This window comes from Citreicella sp. C3M06 (assembly GCF_018860705.1).
Classification (GTDB): domain Bacteria; phylum Pseudomonadota; class Alphaproteobacteria; order Rhodobacterales; family Rhodobacteraceae; genus Salipiger.
This window is the reverse complement of the sequence record NZ_JAHKQA010000072.1, coordinates 146,789-161,822: the sequence shown is the minus strand read 5'-3', so window position 1 is coordinate 161,822 and position 15,034 is coordinate 146,789. Positions and strand designations below refer to the sequence as shown.

16 protein-coding genes are annotated in these 15,034 nt (G+C 63.3%); 10 read left to right on the top strand and 6 right to left on the bottom strand.

Annotation, left to right across the window (positions count from 1 at the left end):
• Positions 1-5: 5 nt before the first annotated feature.
• The 4 genes from KO516_RS15695 to KO516_RS15680 all read left to right on the top strand — a co-directional run bounded on the left by KO516_RS15695 (position 6) and on the right by KO516_RS15680 (position 3,918).
• Positions 6-1,640, top strand: coding sequence for an alpha-D-glucose phosphate-specific phosphoglucomutase (locus KO516_RS15695; RefSeq protein ID WP_216004722.1), 1,635 nt, complete (start codon positions 6-8; stop codon positions 1,638-1,640).
• Positions 1,641-1,644: 4 nt separating this feature from the next.
• Entirely contained in the window at positions 1,645-2,529 is an 885-nt protein-coding gene (locus KO516_RS15690) for a DMT family transporter (protein ID WP_216004721.1), read from the top strand.
• A 140-nt stretch (positions 2,530-2,669) separates the two neighbouring features.
• Complete coding sequence (locus tag KO516_RS15685) at positions 2,670-3,290, top strand: MarC family protein (RefSeq protein ID WP_216004720.1); 621 nt, start codon at positions 2,670-2,672, stop codon at positions 3,288-3,290.
• 46 nt (positions 3,291-3,336) lie between these two features.
• On the top strand, positions 3,337-3,918 hold the full coding sequence (locus KO516_RS15680) for a TIGR02281 family clan AA aspartic protease (protein ID WP_216004719.1): 582 nt from the start codon (positions 3,337-3,339) through the stop codon (positions 3,916-3,918).
• 1 nt (position 3,919) lies between these two features.
• Here the strand turns inward: KO516_RS15680 and KO516_RS15675 are convergent, their stop codons facing one another.
• Positions 3,920-5,125, bottom strand: coding sequence for a Bcr/CflA family efflux MFS transporter (locus KO516_RS15675; RefSeq protein ID WP_216004718.1), 1,206 nt, complete (start codon positions 5,123-5,125; stop codon positions 3,920-3,922).
• Between the two features lie 85 nt (positions 5,126-5,210).
• On the opposite strand from KO516_RS15675, the gene KO516_RS15670 reads away from it, so the two are divergent.
• The 3 genes from KO516_RS15670 to KO516_RS15660 all read left to right on the top strand — a co-directional run bounded on the left by KO516_RS15670 (position 5,211) and on the right by KO516_RS15660 (position 7,017).
• On the top strand, positions 5,211-5,837 hold the full coding sequence (locus KO516_RS15670; protein WP_252737638.1) for a TetR/AcrR family transcriptional regulator: 627 nt from the start codon (positions 5,211-5,213) through the stop codon (positions 5,835-5,837).
• A gap of 65 nt (positions 5,838-5,902) precedes the next feature.
• Entirely contained in the window at positions 5,903-6,583 is a 681-nt protein-coding gene (gene pth, locus KO516_RS15665; protein ID WP_216004717.1) for an aminoacyl-tRNA hydrolase, read from the top strand.
• Between the two features lie 62 nt (positions 6,584-6,645).
• Positions 6,646-7,017 carry a DUF2237 family protein gene (locus tag KO516_RS15660; protein ID WP_216004716.1) on the top strand — a complete coding sequence of 124 codons (372 nt, stop codon included), beginning with the start codon at positions 6,646-6,648 and terminating at the stop codon, positions 7,015-7,017.
• A gap of 4 nt (positions 7,018-7,021) precedes the next feature.
• Here KO516_RS15660 and KO516_RS15655 read toward each other — a convergent pair whose 3' ends face one another.
• The 3 genes from KO516_RS15655 to KO516_RS15645 all read right to left on the bottom strand — a co-directional run bounded on the left by KO516_RS15655 (position 7,022) and on the right by KO516_RS15645 (position 8,284).
• Entirely contained in the window at positions 7,022-7,648 is a 627-nt protein-coding gene (locus tag KO516_RS15655) for a helix-turn-helix transcriptional regulator (RefSeq protein ID WP_216004715.1), read from the bottom strand.
• A 23-nt stretch (positions 7,649-7,671) separates the two neighbouring features.
• The gene (locus tag KO516_RS15650) at positions 7,672-7,995 is read right to left on the bottom strand and encodes a hypothetical protein (protein ID WP_216004714.1); all 324 of its coding nucleotides are present in this window, start codon (positions 7,993-7,995) and stop codon (positions 7,672-7,674) included.
• A gap of 73 nt (positions 7,996-8,068) precedes the next feature.
• Positions 8,069-8,284 (bottom strand): hypothetical protein, encoded by a 216-nt coding sequence (locus KO516_RS15645; protein ID WP_216004713.1) that lies wholly within the window; start codon positions 8,282-8,284, stop codon positions 8,069-8,071.
• 449 nt (positions 8,285-8,733) lie between these two features.
• Between KO516_RS15645 and KO516_RS15640 the strand changes: the two genes are divergently transcribed.
• Positions 8,734-9,918, top strand: coding sequence for a VWA domain-containing protein (locus KO516_RS15640; RefSeq protein WP_216004712.1), 1,185 nt, complete (start codon positions 8,734-8,736; stop codon positions 9,916-9,918).
• Positions 9,915-10,787 (top strand): BadF/BadG/BcrA/BcrD ATPase family protein, encoded by an 873-nt coding sequence (locus KO516_RS15635; protein ID WP_216004711.1) that lies wholly within the window; start codon positions 9,915-9,917, stop codon positions 10,785-10,787. The genes KO516_RS15640 and KO516_RS15635 overlap by 4 nt, the downstream gene beginning before the upstream one ends.
• 23 nt (positions 10,788-10,810) lie before the next feature.
• On the opposite strand, the gene recA is transcribed toward KO516_RS15635, so the two are convergent.
• Positions 10,811-11,887 carry a recombinase RecA gene (recA, locus tag KO516_RS15630; RefSeq protein WP_216004710.1) on the bottom strand — a complete coding sequence of 359 codons (1,077 nt, stop codon included), beginning with the start codon at positions 11,885-11,887 and terminating at the stop codon, positions 10,811-10,813.
• A 178-nt stretch (positions 11,888-12,065) separates the two neighbouring features.
• Here recA and KO516_RS15625 point away from each other — a divergent pair, with 178 nt between their 5' ends.
• Entirely contained in the window at positions 12,066-12,659 is a 594-nt protein-coding gene (locus KO516_RS15625) for a gamma-glutamyl kinase (protein WP_216004709.1), read from the top strand.
• Positions 12,660-12,668: 9 nt separating this feature from the next.
• On the opposite strand, the gene KO516_RS15620 is transcribed toward KO516_RS15625, so the two are convergent.
• Positions 12,669-14,948, bottom strand: a complete 2,280-nt coding sequence (locus tag KO516_RS15620) for an ATP-binding protein (RefSeq protein WP_216004708.1) — start codon at positions 14,946-14,948, stop codon at positions 12,669-12,671.
• Between the last annotated feature and the right edge of the window lie 86 nt (positions 14,949-15,034).

Here is a 15,034-nt window from a genome sequence, read left to right as displayed (position 1 = left end):
CGACCATGACGACAATCCGAACCATCCCCACAGAGCCGATCGACGGCCAGAAACCCGGCACCTCGGGCCTGCGCAAGAAGACCGTGGTCTTTCAGGGGCACCATTATCTGGAAAACTTCATCCAGAGCACCTGGAACGGCATCGGCGGGGTCAAAGGTAAGACCTTAGTGCTCGGCGGCGACGGTCGCCATTTCAACAGCCAGGCGGCGCAGGTGGTGATCCGCATGGCCGCAGCGGGCGGTGCCAAGAAGATCATCGTCGGCAAGCGGGCGCAGCTGTCGACCCCGGCCGCCTCGCATCTGATCCGCAAGCATGGCGCGGATGGCGGCATCATCCTGTCGGCCAGCCACAATCCCGGCGGGGCGAACGGCGATTTCGGCGTCAAGTACAACATCTCCAACGGCGGGCCAGCGCCCGAGAGCGTGACCGCCAGCATCTATGATGCCACCAAGGTCATCAGCGAATTCCAGATCCTCGAGGCACAGGATGTCGGTCTGCGCATTCCCGAGACGGTGATGCTGGGCGACATGGAAATCGAGATCGTCGACAATGTCGCCGATTACGCCGCCCTGATGCAGGAGCTGTTCGATTTCGATGCCATCACCGGGCTGTTCAAGAGCGGCTTCCGGATGCGCTTCGATGCGATGCATGCGATCACCGGGCCCTATGCGCAGACCATCTTCGAAGACATGCTCGGCGCGCCGCCGGGCACGGTGATGAACGCCCTGCCGCTGCCGGATTTCGGCGAAGGCCATCCCGACCCGAATCCGACTTGGGCCAAGACGCTCTGGGACGAGATGATGTCCGACACCGGCCCCGATTTCGGCGCCGCCTCGGACGGTGACGGCGATCGCAACATGATCATCGGACGTCAGGCTTATGTCTCGCCCTCCGACAGCCTCGCGGTGCTGGCGGCGAATGCCACGCTGGTGCCCGGCTACAGGGATGGGCTCAAGGGCGTGGCGCGTTCGATGCCGACAAGTCAGGCGGTGGACCGCGTGGCGGCAAAGCTCGGCATCGATTGTTACGAGACCCCGACCGGCTGGAAATTCTTCGGCAACCTGCTGGATGCGGGCCGGGCCACCCTGTGCGGCGAGGAAAGCTTTGGCACCGGCTCCGACCATGTACGCGAAAAGGATGGCGTCTGGGCGGTGCTGTTCTGGCTTAACATCCTTGCGGTCAAAGGCGGCTCGGTGGCCGATCTGCTCAAGGCGCATTGGGCCGAATACGGGCGCAACTACTATTCGCGCCACGATTACGAAGGCGTCGATAGCGACGCCGCCAGCGCGCTGATGGATCACGTGCGCGGCCAGCTTGCCAGCCTGCCGGGCAGCACCTTTGGCACACTGACGGTCGAGACCGCCGACGAGTTCGCCTATGACGATCCGGTCGATGGCTCGCGCTCCGAAGGTCAGGGCCTGCGCATCGCTTTTGCCGGAGGTGGCCGCGTCGTGCTGCGCCTGTCGGGCACCGGAACCGAAGGCGCAACCCTGCGCGTCTATCTCGAGAAGGTCGAGGAAGACCCGGCCAAGTTTGCTCAGGATCCGCAGGAAGCCCTGGCCGAGACCATCGCAGCAGCCGAAGCCATCGCCGGGATCAAGGCCCGCACCGGACGCGACGCGCCCGATGTGATCACCTGATCGCGTGGACACGCTGCGTGCCATCGGGCTGATGGTGGTCGCAATGGCGTTTCTCGCGCTGAGCGACGCCTTCCTGAAACTTGCCTCGGGCTATGCATCCCCGGGGCAGGTCATGGTGATGCTCAGCGTCGGAGGAACGCTGCTCTTCGTTCTGGTCGCCCGCCTGCGCCGCGTGCCCTTGTCACTGAACGATCTGCGTCACCCAAGGATCATCCTGCGCAACCTGTGCGAGATGATCGGCGCAATCGGCATGGTGATCGGTCTGGCAAAGATCCCCCTGTCGCTGATGGCCGCGATCATGCAGACCGCGCCGCTGGTGGTGACACTTGGCGCGGCAGCGATCCTGCGCGAGCCGGTGGGCTGGCGTCGCTGGACGGCCATCGCGGTCGGGCTCACGGGCATGTTGATGGTGATCCGCCCGTTCGGCGCGGCGTTTACCGGCTGGGAGATCTTTCCGGTGATCGGCGTCACCGGGCTTGCCGCCCGCGATCTGGTGACCCGCACACTGCCCCCCTCGATGCCGTCGCTCGCGGTCAGCGCCTACGGCTTCGCCGCCGTAGCGCCCGCCGGGCTGGCCGTGCTGCTGATCAGCGGCGCGCCGATCTCGACCGCCCCCATGGCGTTCGGTTTTATGGCCTGCGCCGTTGTCGTCACCGCGATTGGATATCTCGCGGTGACATCGGCCATGCGCATGGCACCGGTCTCATCGGTCTCGCCCTTCCGCTACACACGGCTGGTGTTTACCGCCGGGCTCGGCATGGCCATTTTCGGCGAACGGCCAGATGGCTGGACATGGGCCGGCGCGGCGCTGATCCTCTGCGCCGGGCTCTACAGCTTCCTGCGCGAACACCGCCTCGCCCGCCAGCAATTCGAGCTCCTGCACCCCTGACGCCCCCTGCAACGCTGGGAACACTAGCGCCGCGCCCCGGCTTCATCTTGCCCGGTAAACTCCGGGGGGAGCGCGCAGCGCGGGGGGCTGGCCCCCCTCGGCGCTGGACAAGCGCGCACGCGGCCACTACCGCTTGATCCATGGACATCGCCTTTTACGTCACCGCCTTTGCCACGCTTTTCGTGGTGATCGACCCAATCGGGCTGGCCCCGGTCTTCATCGCGCTGACCCAAGGCGCCGATGCGCGCCATCGCCGCGTTCTTGCGCTGCGCGCCTGCATCATCGCCGCCGGCATCCTGATGCTGTTCACCTTCTTCGGCGAAGCGGTGCTGGGCTTCATCGGCATCTCCATGCCGGCCTTCCGCATCGCGGGCGGCATCCTGTTGTTCATCACCGCCCTCGACATGCTGTTCGAACGCCGCAGCAAGCGGCGCGAGGACAAGGCGGGCGAAGACGGCGCCCTGCCGGACCCGTCGGTGTTTCCCATCGCCATCCCGCTCATCGCCGGGCCGGGCGCCATCGCCACAATGATCCTGCTTGCCGGGCAGACCGATGGCGCGCTTGGCGTCGCCGGGGTGATCGGCGTGATGCTGAGCGTCCTCGCCATCGTGCTGCTGCTCTTCCTGACCTCTGGCCCGATCGAGCGCGCGCTGGGCCATACCGGCATCGTGGTGGTGACGCGGCTGCTGGGCATGTTGCTGGCGGCGCTGTCGGTGCAATTCGTGCTCGACGGGCTCAGCAACGTCGGCGCGCTTGGCTGACAGGCCCTGCGCCCCCATATATGTCTGGTCCGCCAAGGAGCCTTACGTGAGCCAGCATGACGTCGCCCGCCTGATCTACCTCGGCCTGCTTGTCCTCGTGATCGGCGGCGGCCTGTTCCTGAGCAAGCGCCTGACCCCGGGCCGAAAACTGCACTATCTGGGTTCCTGGGCGCTGATCTTTCTCGGGGTGATCGTCGCGGTCGGGCTGTGGCAGGATGTGCGCGCCACGGTCCTGCCGCAGCAAGCGGTCTTTGCCGAAGTCGGCCGGATCGAGCTACCCCGCGCCCCCGATGGGCATTATTACGTCTCGCTCGAGATCAACGGGGCACCGACGCGCTTCGTGGTCGACACCGGCGCCACCGGGATGGTGCTGACCCGCCGCGATGCCGAGCGCGCCGGGCTTGATGTCGACGCGCTGCTGTTCCGGGGCGAAGCAAGCACCGCGAACGGCCCTGTGCGCACGGCGCCTGTCACGCTGGATGAGGTGGCGCTTGGCCCCTTCAACGACACGAACCTGCGCGCATATGTCAACGAGGGAGAGATGACCACCTCGCTGCTTGGCATGAGCTATCTGCAACGCTTCGAGCGGCTTGAGATCTCGTCAGGCCGCATGGTTCTGGAGCGCTGAGCTACTGCGCCGGGGAGACGACGCCGCACAGGCGGCGAAATACAAGCCACCCCCCCCAGCCCGCGGACGCCGACACAAGGATCGCCGTAGCCATCGGCCCCGCGCTGCCGGTTCCGGCCAGCGCCACCAGCGTCGATGTCGCAAAGGCCAGCCCGAATTGCAGCGCACCGATGCCAGCGCTGCCAAGCCCCGCAGCCCCGGCGGCCCCCGCCATCGCGATGCTCATCACATTGGCCGACAGCAGGCCGACCAGCCCCAGCGACAGCCACAGCGGCACCACCAGCACCCAGAGCACGGACGTGCCCGACACCCCAAGCAGCAGCGCTGCGGTCAGCACGAACAGCGGCAGCCCCCGCGCCACGATCTGCTCTGGCTCGTAGCGGTTCAACAGCCATGTGTTGATCTGGCCAAAGATCACCATCGCCGAGGCGATCAACCCGAACAAAAGCCCGTAAGCCTGGCTCGACAGCCCGAACGCGCCCTGAAACACCCCCGAAGAGCCGGTGATGAAGGCAAAGATCGACGCCTGCACGCAGGCCGTCACCAACGCTGGCAGGATGAAGGCGGGAGTGCGGCACAGGCCCGCAAGGCGGCGCAGGGTACCGCCAATGGCAGCCTTGTTGCGTTTGTCCGCCGGCAGGGTCTCGGGGATCACCACCTGCGTCAGCACCAGCGCGAAGAGCCCCACCAGAACCAGCGCCACGAAGATCGAGCGCCAGCCAAGCAGCGTCAGCAGCAACGAGCCAAGGAACGGCGCAAGGATCGGGCCCAGCGTCATCAGCATCACCAGAACGGTCATCACCTGCGCCGCGCGCCGCCCCTCGTAGAGATCGGTCACCACGGCCCGCCCGACCACCATGCCCGCACAGGCCCCAAGCGCCTGAACGAAGCGCAGCGTGTTGAACACCACGATATTGTCGGTCAGCAGCAACCCGATCGACGCCAGCGTGAACACCGCCACCCCGATCAGCAGCGGCCCTTTGCGCCCTGCCACGTCGATCATCGGCCCCACGATCAGCTGGCCGACACAAAGCCCGAGAAAGAACAGAGACAGCGACAATTCCGCGCCCGCGGAACTGGTGTTCATCGCTTCGGCCAGAGGCTCCATCGCCGACAGGTACATGTCGGTCGCCAACGGCGGAAACATGGCCAACAACGCCAGAACGATGGTAATCATAGTGGCTTTCATGCCGGTGGGGCTGAGCATCTGGATCTCCGATGTGACGCGCTTTGGCTCCATTTATTGACCGTAGTCCATAAATGCAACCGATAAAATTGACTGCAGTCTTGTAATGGGTATTTTCAACCCGCTCGCCTCGGTGTATGCCGCGTTCATGACCACAAATGATTCCAGCAAACGCAACGGGCCCGGACGCCCGCGCGACGCAGAGGCCGCGGATGCGCTCAAGGCCGCCGCAATCCGGTTGGTACGCGACCGCGGCTATTCCCGTGTCACCATCGGCGCGCTCACCGATGCCGCCGGCGTGTCGCGCCAGACGCTATACAATCGCTGGCCGTCCAAGGCGGAACTGGTGATGGATGCGTTTTACGACGCCGCAAGCGTGAACGTGCCCAATCCCGGCCCGGACGTGCCGGGAGAGACCGCCTTGACGCAGTTCCTGTCGGAAATCTTTGAACACCTGAAGCGCGACGGCGACTGCCTGCGCAGCCTCGTGGCCGCCGCGCAGGATGATACCGATTTCCGAGACGTCTTCTGGCAGCGCTTCGTCGCGCCGCGGTCCACAATCGTCAAGGATCTCCTGCGTCGCTCGCAAACCCGCGGAGAGCTTGCGCCAGATCGCGACATCGACATCCTCTCCAACATGATCCACGGGGCGTTCTGGTACCGATCGCTTAACGGGCAGCCGCTGGGCGTGCGCGAGGCGCAGCTGATTGCACGCGACGTCTTTCGCCAATAACCGCGGCTTGTGACTTCCCCCCGCCCTGGCCTATCTAGGGGGCAGATGCGGCAAGGAGACATGGCGTGCAGATCTTTGTTGGGCTGGGCAACCCCGGCGCGAAATACGCCGGAAACCGGCACAATATCGGCTTTATGGCGATGGACCGGATCGCGCAGGATCACGGCTTTTCACCGTGGCGCGCGCGGTTTCAGGGCGAGGTCGCCGAGGGCCGTCTTGGCGGTGACAAGTTGCTGTTGCTCAAGCCCGCGACCTTCATGAACCTGTCAGGCCAGTCGGTCGGCGAAGCCATGCGGTTTTTCAAGCTCGAGCCCGGCGATGTCACGGTGTTCCACGACGAGCTCGATCTTGCGCCCGGCAAATGCCGGGTCAAAACCGGGGGTGGCCATGCCGGTCACAACGGGTTGCGCTCGATCCATGCCCATATTTCCGAAGCCTATCACCGCGTCCGGCTTGGCATCGGCCATCCGGGGCGCAAAGAGGCGGTCGCGGGCTATGTGCTGCATGATTTCCCCAAGGCCGAGCAAGACTGGCTTGATGATCTGATGCGCGGCATCTCGGACGGGGCCGATGCGCTGGCGTCCGGCGACCGGTCGAAATTTCTGAATGCCGTGGCATTGCGGGTCAATCCGCCGCGCTCGTCAACCACCCCGGCCAAGCCGCCCGCCCCAAAGGACGCCCCTGCCGTGGAAAGCGCCGAAGATCCGCGCTCGCCGCTGCAGAAGCTCGCCGACAGGTTCCGCTAAGCGTATCATGCTGGACAGCCGCGCAGCGCTTTGACAGGCTGCGCCGCGAGGAGGCCGACGCCATGCCAGTCAAAGACCCGTCGCTGAACGTGCTGAACCGAGCGCTGGAACCCTGTTCCACCGCGCCGCTTACTGGCTATTTCCGGGATGGTCATTGCAACACCTGCCCCGAAGACAGCGGCAGCCATACGGTCTGCGTGGTCGTGACGGCGGAATTCCTTGCCTTTTCAGCCTATGTCGGCAACGACCTCAGCACCCCGCGCCCGGAATTCGGCTTCGCGGGGCTGAAACCCGGGGATTGCTGGTGCCTCTGCGCCATCCGCTTCCTGCAAGCCCATGACGAGGGCTGCGCCCCGAAAGTCCGGCTGGCCTCGACCCATCGCCGCGCGCTCGAGATCGTGCCGCTTGGCGTTTTGAACCAGCATTCGATCTGACGGCTCACGCCTTTGGAAGCAGGCGCGCCTCGACCTGACCGTCGAGCAATTCGTCGATGAACAGGCTGAGCAATTGCGTGCGGCCCGACACCCCCGCCTTGCGATAGATCGCGTTGGTCTGCGCCTTGACCGTGCCATCCGACACACCGCGCATCCGGGCAATCTCGGCGATGGGAAACCCTTTGATCGCCATCATCGCCACATCGCGTTCCGCTGGGGTCAGGGACCAGTCGGCAAAGCGTTCTTCGAGCACATCGAGAAACGCACCGGAGGCAAGGCGCAGGCTGTCCTCGGCCTTGTCGCGGGCACTCAGCGAGCGCAGCAGCAGCTTCGCCGTGACCGCAACGCCGATCAGCAAGCCAACCGCCGCGCCGATTTCGATCAGCTCGTAAAGCTGCCAGTCGATCGGGGCGATCCGAAGCCCCAGAAGCGATGACAGGATGTCGTAAAGGAAGAACCCGGTACAACAAAGCTGGACCGCAAGAAGCACGACAAACACGCTGCGCTCGGCCACTCTGGCACCGCTCACGGGGCGGGCATCAGGCGCCGCCCCCGTCCCCAAGGCCACCGCATATTCGCGCGCCTTGGCCCGCCAGATGGTAGCGCCGCGCAACCACGAGAAATCGATCATGTCGTATCTTTGCCTTGTCGCCGCTATTGCGCCAGCCCCGAAGGCCGCCCGCCCGGCTCGGGCGGATGGCCGCCGGTCGAAGTCGGGCGATCCCTCGGCCCCGACGGCGGATTTCCCCTGGCCCGTTGCCCGCCGCGATCGCCATCACGCTCGTCAGGAAGGCGCCGGCGCGTGACATAGTCTCGAAGGATGACGCCAGTGGATGGGTTCAGAACGACTTCACGCAGGATGTCGCCGCGCTGTGCCCGGAACCGAAGGCGGCCCAGCAATGTCCTGCGAATATCGAGCACTTCGAACCCGTCGACGGCCAGATGCTCTACGACATCCTCGGCATCGGATTGCGCCATGGCATCTGCTGGCAACAGGGCCAACACCGTCGCAAATCCGCATATGCAAAGAAACCCGCGCAACTGCATCTGCTCAGCCGGCAATCCGCCAAAGCCCGTTTTCCGGGCGTGGCTCTGCCTTGGTCGCGCCAACCGTATCGCCCGCACGGCGCACCCGGGTAGATTTTGACATGATCTTGGTGGTGCAATCGCCGATCGTCACCGACGTCACGGTCTGCTGCGTTGTCCAAACCGGCGTCACCGCGAGCGTCACTACAGACCTCGTGACCTTTGCAGTCTTTGCACGCATGATGACCTCTTGCCTCGGCTTTGCCTTTATAACGCACCAACTGCCACCTCGTTCAGGGATGCGCCACAGTTAAGTTGTGGCCGTTCGCTGCGCACCCGAAAGACCGGGATAAAATGCCGGATGGTCGGTCCCAAATGGGGGCTTCACACCGGCACTGAATGACCCTCGATCCGGAGGATCACCCGAGGAGCCTTTCACGGGGACATGTGAGAGGCACGCAGCGAACGACGACCGGCGGGGGGACCGGCCTGATGATCACAGCACATCCGTGCGGCCTGCAAAATCAGCCGCGGGTTTAGAAATCCGGGATAAACCAAAGTTTATGCCATTATTTCGGGCGGCATTGCGCCAGAATAGCGTTTCGGTGACAAGGGTTGCAGATAGCAAAGCGGGCGTTACCATGTCGGGGCGTTCCCGGTTTGATCGCGTCGCCACGAAGGGTCCAAGCCATGTTCGTACCGTTCTTCGAAGCCCTCCGCAGCGCGCAGGTTCCCGTAAGTCTGCGCGAATACCTGACGTTCCTCGACGCGATGAAGGCCGGGCTGGCCACCTATGACGTCGAGGGTTTTTACTACCTTGCCCGCGCCTCGATGGTGAAGGACGAGCGCCATCTCGACCGCTTTGACCGTGCCTTTGCCGAAGCCTTTCGCGGCATCGACGCGCTGACACCCACCGAGATGCTCGAAGCGCTCGAACTCCCCGCCGACTGGCTGCGCAAAATGGCCGAAAAGCACCTGAGCCCCGAAGAGCGCGCCGAGATTGAGGCGCTTGGCGGGTTCGACAAGCTGATGGAGACGCTGAAGCAGCGGCTCGAAGAGCAGGAGGGCCGCCATCAGGGAGGCAACAAATGGATCGGCACAGCTGGAACCTCGCCCTTTGGCGCCTACGGCTTCAATCCCGAAGGCGTGCGCATCGGGCAAAAGGAAAGTCGCCATCGCCGCGCCGTCAAGGTCTGGGACAAGCGCGAATTCCGCAATCTCGACGATTCCGTCGAACTGGGCACGCGCAACATCAAGGTGGCGCTGAAACGGTTGCGCAAATGGGCGCGGGACGGGGCGCATCAAGAGCTCGACCTTGATGGCACCATTCGCGCCACCGCCGAACATGGCTACCTTGACGTAAAGACCCGCCCCGAACGGCGCAACGCCGTCAAGCTGGTGCTGTTCCTCGATGTCGGCGGGTCGATGGATATGCATATCCGCGTGGTCGAAGAGCTGTTTTCGGCCGCCAGATCGGAATTCAAGCATCTGGAGCACTACTATTTTCACAACTGCCTGTATGAGGGCGTGTGGCGTGACAATCGCCGCCGCTGGGATGCCCAGATTCCGACCTGGGAGATCCTCAACACCTATGGCCCCGATTACAAATGTGTTTTCGTCGGTGATGCGTCGATGTCCCCCTATGAGATCGCCTATCCGGGCGGCGCCACCGAGCATTGGAACGCCGAGACCGGGCAGGTCTGGCTGGAGCGCGCCAAAGCGCAATGGCCCGATCATCTGTGGATCAACCCGGTGCCCGAAAGCCACTGGAGCTATACCCAGAGCATCGACATGATCCGCGAGATCTTTGACGATCGCATGGTGCCGATGACGCTTCAGGGCATCGAACGCGGTATGCGGGAGTTGACGCGATGATCCTTGGCGTCGATGCGGGCGGCTCGACCTGCCGGCTTGCGCTGAAGAGCGGCGCGCAGCGCTTTGACGTGACCCTCGGTCCCTGCAACGTGACCAGCGATTTCGACGGGGCGATCGCGGTGCTTTTGACGGGCTTGGAGCAACTTGCAGCGCAGGCCGGGGTGACGCTGTCGGCGCTGGCGCCCTGCCCGGCGTGGCTGGCCCTCGCTGGCGTCACCGGGCCTGCGATGGCCGAACGAGTGCGCGCCGCGCTACCATTGACGCGCGCGATTATCGATGAAGATCGCCGCGCCGCGCTTGTCGGCGCGCTCGACGCACGCGACGGCTGCCTCGTCGGCATCGGCACCGGGAGCTATCTGGCGCGCCAGCACAACGGCGGCTTCGCAACGCTTGGTGGGCACGGGCTTGTCTTGGGCGACGAAGCATCGGGCGCATGGCTCGGGCGTGAGTTGCTGGTCTATGCGCTGCGCGCGCACGACCGGCTGGAACCGCCGACGCCGCTGGCAAAGCTCATTCTGGGCGAATTGGGCGGTCCGGCAGGGGTCGTCGATTTTGCCCAAAACGCCCGCCCGGCGCAATTCGCCGCGCTCGCGCCGCGCATCCTGCGGTCTGAAGATCCGGCAGCGATGACGCTGATGCGACGCGGCTGCTCTTGGCTGACAACCGGGCTGAACGCCCTTGGCTGGCGACCCGGAGAGCCGATCTGCCTTGTCGGAGGCATTGCCCCCAGCTACGCGCCCTGGCTTCCCCGCGACATGGCCGACGCCCTCATCGACCCGGCCGGCAACGCGCTGGATGGTGCCCTGACGCTGGCACGCCGAACGGGCGAAACAAGACCGCCGCAGAGCGAAAGCATCTGCGGCGGCTGAAAAATCATCCTGCGAAGAGAGGGTTACTCTTCGATGAAATCATCGTCTTTGCTATCGGATTCCGACATGTGAAAATCAAGCCCATGGGCGGCGCGGATCTTGTCCTCGACTTCGATCGCCATGTGAGAGTTTTCGCGCAGGAAGTTCTTGGCGTTCTCACGCCCCTGCCCGATCCGCTCATCCCCATAGGAATACCATGCGCCGGACTTGTCGATCACCCCCGCCTTGACACCAAGATCGAGCAGTTCGCCCATCTTAGAGATGCCCTCACCGTACATGATGTCGAATTCCACCTGCTTAAACGGCGGCGCCACCTTGTTCTTGACGACCTTGACACGGGTCTGGTTGCCGACAACCTCGTCGCGATCCTTGATCGACCCGATGCGGCGAATGTCGAGGCGCACCGAACTGTAGAACTTCAGCGCATTGCCGCCGGTCGTGGTCTCGGGCGAGCCGAACATCACGCCGATCTTCATACGGATCTGGTTGATGAAGATCACCATGCAGTTCGACCGGCTGATCGACCCGGTCAGCTTGCGCATCGCCTGACTCATCAGACGCGCGTGAACGCCGACGCTTGAATCGCCCATGTCGCCTTCGAGTTCGCTCTTGGGCGTCAGCGCCGCCACGGAGTCGACAACCACAAGGCTGACCGCACCAGAGCGCACCAGCGTATCGGTGATCTCGAGCGCCTGCTCGCCAGTGTCGGGCTGCGAAATCAGCAGATCATCGAGATTGACACCAAGCTTTTTGGCATATTGCGGATCGAGGGCGTGTTCTGCGTCGACAAACGCACAGACGCCGCCCTTTTTCTGCTCTTCCGCCACGACATGCAGCGTCAGCGTGGTCTTGCCCGAGCTTTCGGGACCGTAAATCTCGATGATGCGCCCTTTGGGCAGGCCGCCAATTCCAAGAGCGATATCCAGACCGAGCGATCCGGTGGAGGTCGATTCGATATCTTTGAGGGCGTTCTCACCGCCGAGCTTCATGATGGAGCCCTTGCCGAACTGCCGTTCGATCTGGGCCAACGCCGAATCCAGCGCCTTCTGTCGGTCCGCGTTGCGCTTTCTATCCATATTGAGAAGATCTGCCGTTGCCATGTATCTCGATCCTTATTCCACACCCGGGGTGGGGCGGCAATCGCTGCTTTCGTTCGCCGCTTGTTCTCGATAAGATGAGATCAAAAGGAGAACATTTCAAGTTAAATTTTCATAGACCATCCTGTTCCGAGGAGGTTAAGAAGTTATTGACGGCAGACGGAATTCGAAAGGACCGCGCGTGCTGGTGTTCTGGAATGCACGACTGGTGATGCTTGCGGTTCCCAAAACGGGCAGTTCAGCCTATGAACGCGCGTTGGCGCCGCATGCATCGATGAGCGTTCTCGATCCGCCAGAGCTGAAACATGCGCCGGTTTATCGCTACAACAGATTTTTTCGTCCGATGTTCGACAAGATGGACCGGCCGGACATGGAGCTGATGGCGGTCTTGCGCGAGCCGATATCCTGGCTCGGTTCCTGGTATCGGTATCGGCAGCGGTCCTTTTTGGATGGCAAGCCGGTCTCGACCAAGGGGCTGACCTTCGATGATTTTGTCGACGCTTACGCCGGCGGCGATCGGCCGGCCTTCGCCAATGTTGGAAGTCAGGCAAAGTTTATTGAACCTCGGCCCAACGGAACCGCCGTAAGCCATCTTTTCCGATACGAGAATCAGGCGGCCATCCTCGCCTTTCTGGAAAACCGCATCGGTCAGTCGATTGAGCTGCCCCGCGCCAATGTATCGGCGGCGATGCCACTTGATCTCAGCCCACGCGTCGAGGCGAAGCTACGCCGCAATTGCGCAGCGGACTTTGCCGCGTGGGAACGCGCGACATGAGCTTTGGGGTCAGTTCAGCTGAAGATGTACCGTTTCGGTCAACTGGTTGAGCGAGAACGGTTTCGGCAAGAAAATCGAATTGGGCACTTGGGCCTCACCTTCCGCAAAGACATCTTCCGCATAACCAGAGACAAAGACGACGCGGGTCCCCGGGCGTTGCTTCAAGGCTTCGCGGACCCAGCTTGGCCCATCCATGCCCGGCATGACCACATCGGTCACGAAAAGATCGATCTTCATATCACGGTCTTCGAGCAATTCGAGCGCCTCTTCGGCGGTTCCGGCCTCGTGGACCGTGTAGCCGCGCATCCTCAAGGCGCGCGCCGCGAAAGCCCGCACAGGTGCCTCGTCTTCAACCAGTAGGACGACGCCACTACCTGTTTGCGGCATCTTGCGTTTTTCAACGACTTTTTCCGGAAGCTGCGCGGTGACAGGCATCTCGTAAGCGGGGAAGAGCAACGAAAAACTGCTGCCTTCGCCAACCGCGCTGTCGACAAAGATGAAACCGCCGGTCTGCTTCACGATACCATAGACCGTTGACAGCCCGAGGCCGGTCCCCTCGCCAGTGCGCTTTGTCGTGTAGAACGGCTCGAACACCTTCTGGAGTTTGTCTTGTGGAATGCCGACGCCTTGGTCAGACACCCGAACGACGGCATATTGACCCGGCTCGACAATGGCCCGATCGCGTTGCAGCGGTTCCATCAAAGTACGGCACTCTGTCTCGATGTGGATTTCCCCGCCATCGGGCATCGCGTCGCGCGCGTTGACGACGAGGTTCATCATCACCTGCTCAAGCTGACGCCTATCGCCGCGAATGGTTGGCAGGACCGGGTCGTGAGACAGCGTCAGCTGCACCTTCTCGCCGACAAGCCGGTTCAGCAGGTGGGTCAGATCAGACAGCGTGTCACGAAGATCGAGGATCTCCGGGCGCAGCGTCTGCTTGCGTGAAAACGCCAGAAGCTGACCGACCAAAGCCGCCGCGCGATTGGCGTTCTGGTTGATCTGGACCAGATCGCAATAATCCGGGTCGCCCTGATCGTGACGCAGCAGCAGCAGATCGCAATGACCTGAGATTGCCGTCAGGAGGTTGTTGAAATCATGCGCGACGCCACCGGCAAGCTGTCCGATCGCCTGCATCTTCTGGCTCTGCACGAACTGGGCTTCGAGGGTCTTCAGCTCCGTCGCATCATTCAGAACCGCGACCAGTTCCGGCATCCCGTCGATCCGGACCCGTGTCAGCGTTACCTGTACGAATATCTCGCGATCTGATCGGGTCAGCCTGAGAAACTCCGACCGGTGCAACCCGCGCCCCGCCGCCGCTTCAGAGATCCAGCCGCGGATCGAACGCCCGAGCCCCTCCATGAACTCGGACATGTTGCGCCCATCGGCGCGCTCGGCATCCAGCAGCTTGCAGGCCCCGGGATTGGCGCGCAGGATCGTCCCGTCCGGACTGAGCCGCAGCAACGGGACCGGCAGATCATCGAACCCGTCTGCCGCAGAGCTTTCTGCGACCACCGGTTCGATGGCGTCGAGAATGACCTCCTGCCGCCCGATCCCGGTGTCAACGCAGCGCACGCTGTAGCCTTTCGACCCTTCGGGCGTGATGAAGTGATGAACATGGCCATTCTGCAGCGGCGGATCCTCGAGCACCTCGTCGAGACGCTTGATCCGACGCCCCAGCACCACCCTCGCGCGGCCGTTCATGTAGAGCACAGCCCCGCTGCGGCCAAGCGTCAGCACCGGTGGTTCATGCAGCGCATCTTGGCCCTCAGCAGGCAGGGTGTCGGATTCAAACCGCCACAACCAGTTCGACTGGTCTAGCCGGCGCAACGACAAAGCGGTGCGCGGCTCGCCCGAAGCAGACGCCTCGCGGGCAAATCCGGAGCTTTCCGATTGCATTCCAAGCCGATGAATCAACCCAACCGCGTTTGAAATGCGGGTCGCCAGAAGGTCTGAAAGTGGCTCTCCGACGGTGGCACGCAACTGTTCGATCGCAGCCGGGTTCGCATAGGTGATCGTCAGCGAGGCATCCGTTGACAGCGTCGGCACATGATCGTCGCCAGCAAAGCGTCGGATCGCGGCGTAGGAGGCACGCACCCGCCCCTGCTGCACGAGATAGCCGATCGCCGAAATCATGCCCATCGCAGCAAAGGCCGTTGCGGCGGCCAGAAACGCCCCCCGGAAGGCGGCTTCGGCGGCAACCACAGCAACACCGCCGCAAATCAGCGCCAGCACCAGCAGCATCGCCGCACTGCGCAGCACATCGGGTGTCCACTGCGATCTGCGGCGCATCGTTGGCACAACTTCGGACACGTTGCTCCCTTTCCTCTCCTCAGACCGATGTGTCATCGCACGGCAGGGATTAACCAAAAGTAAAT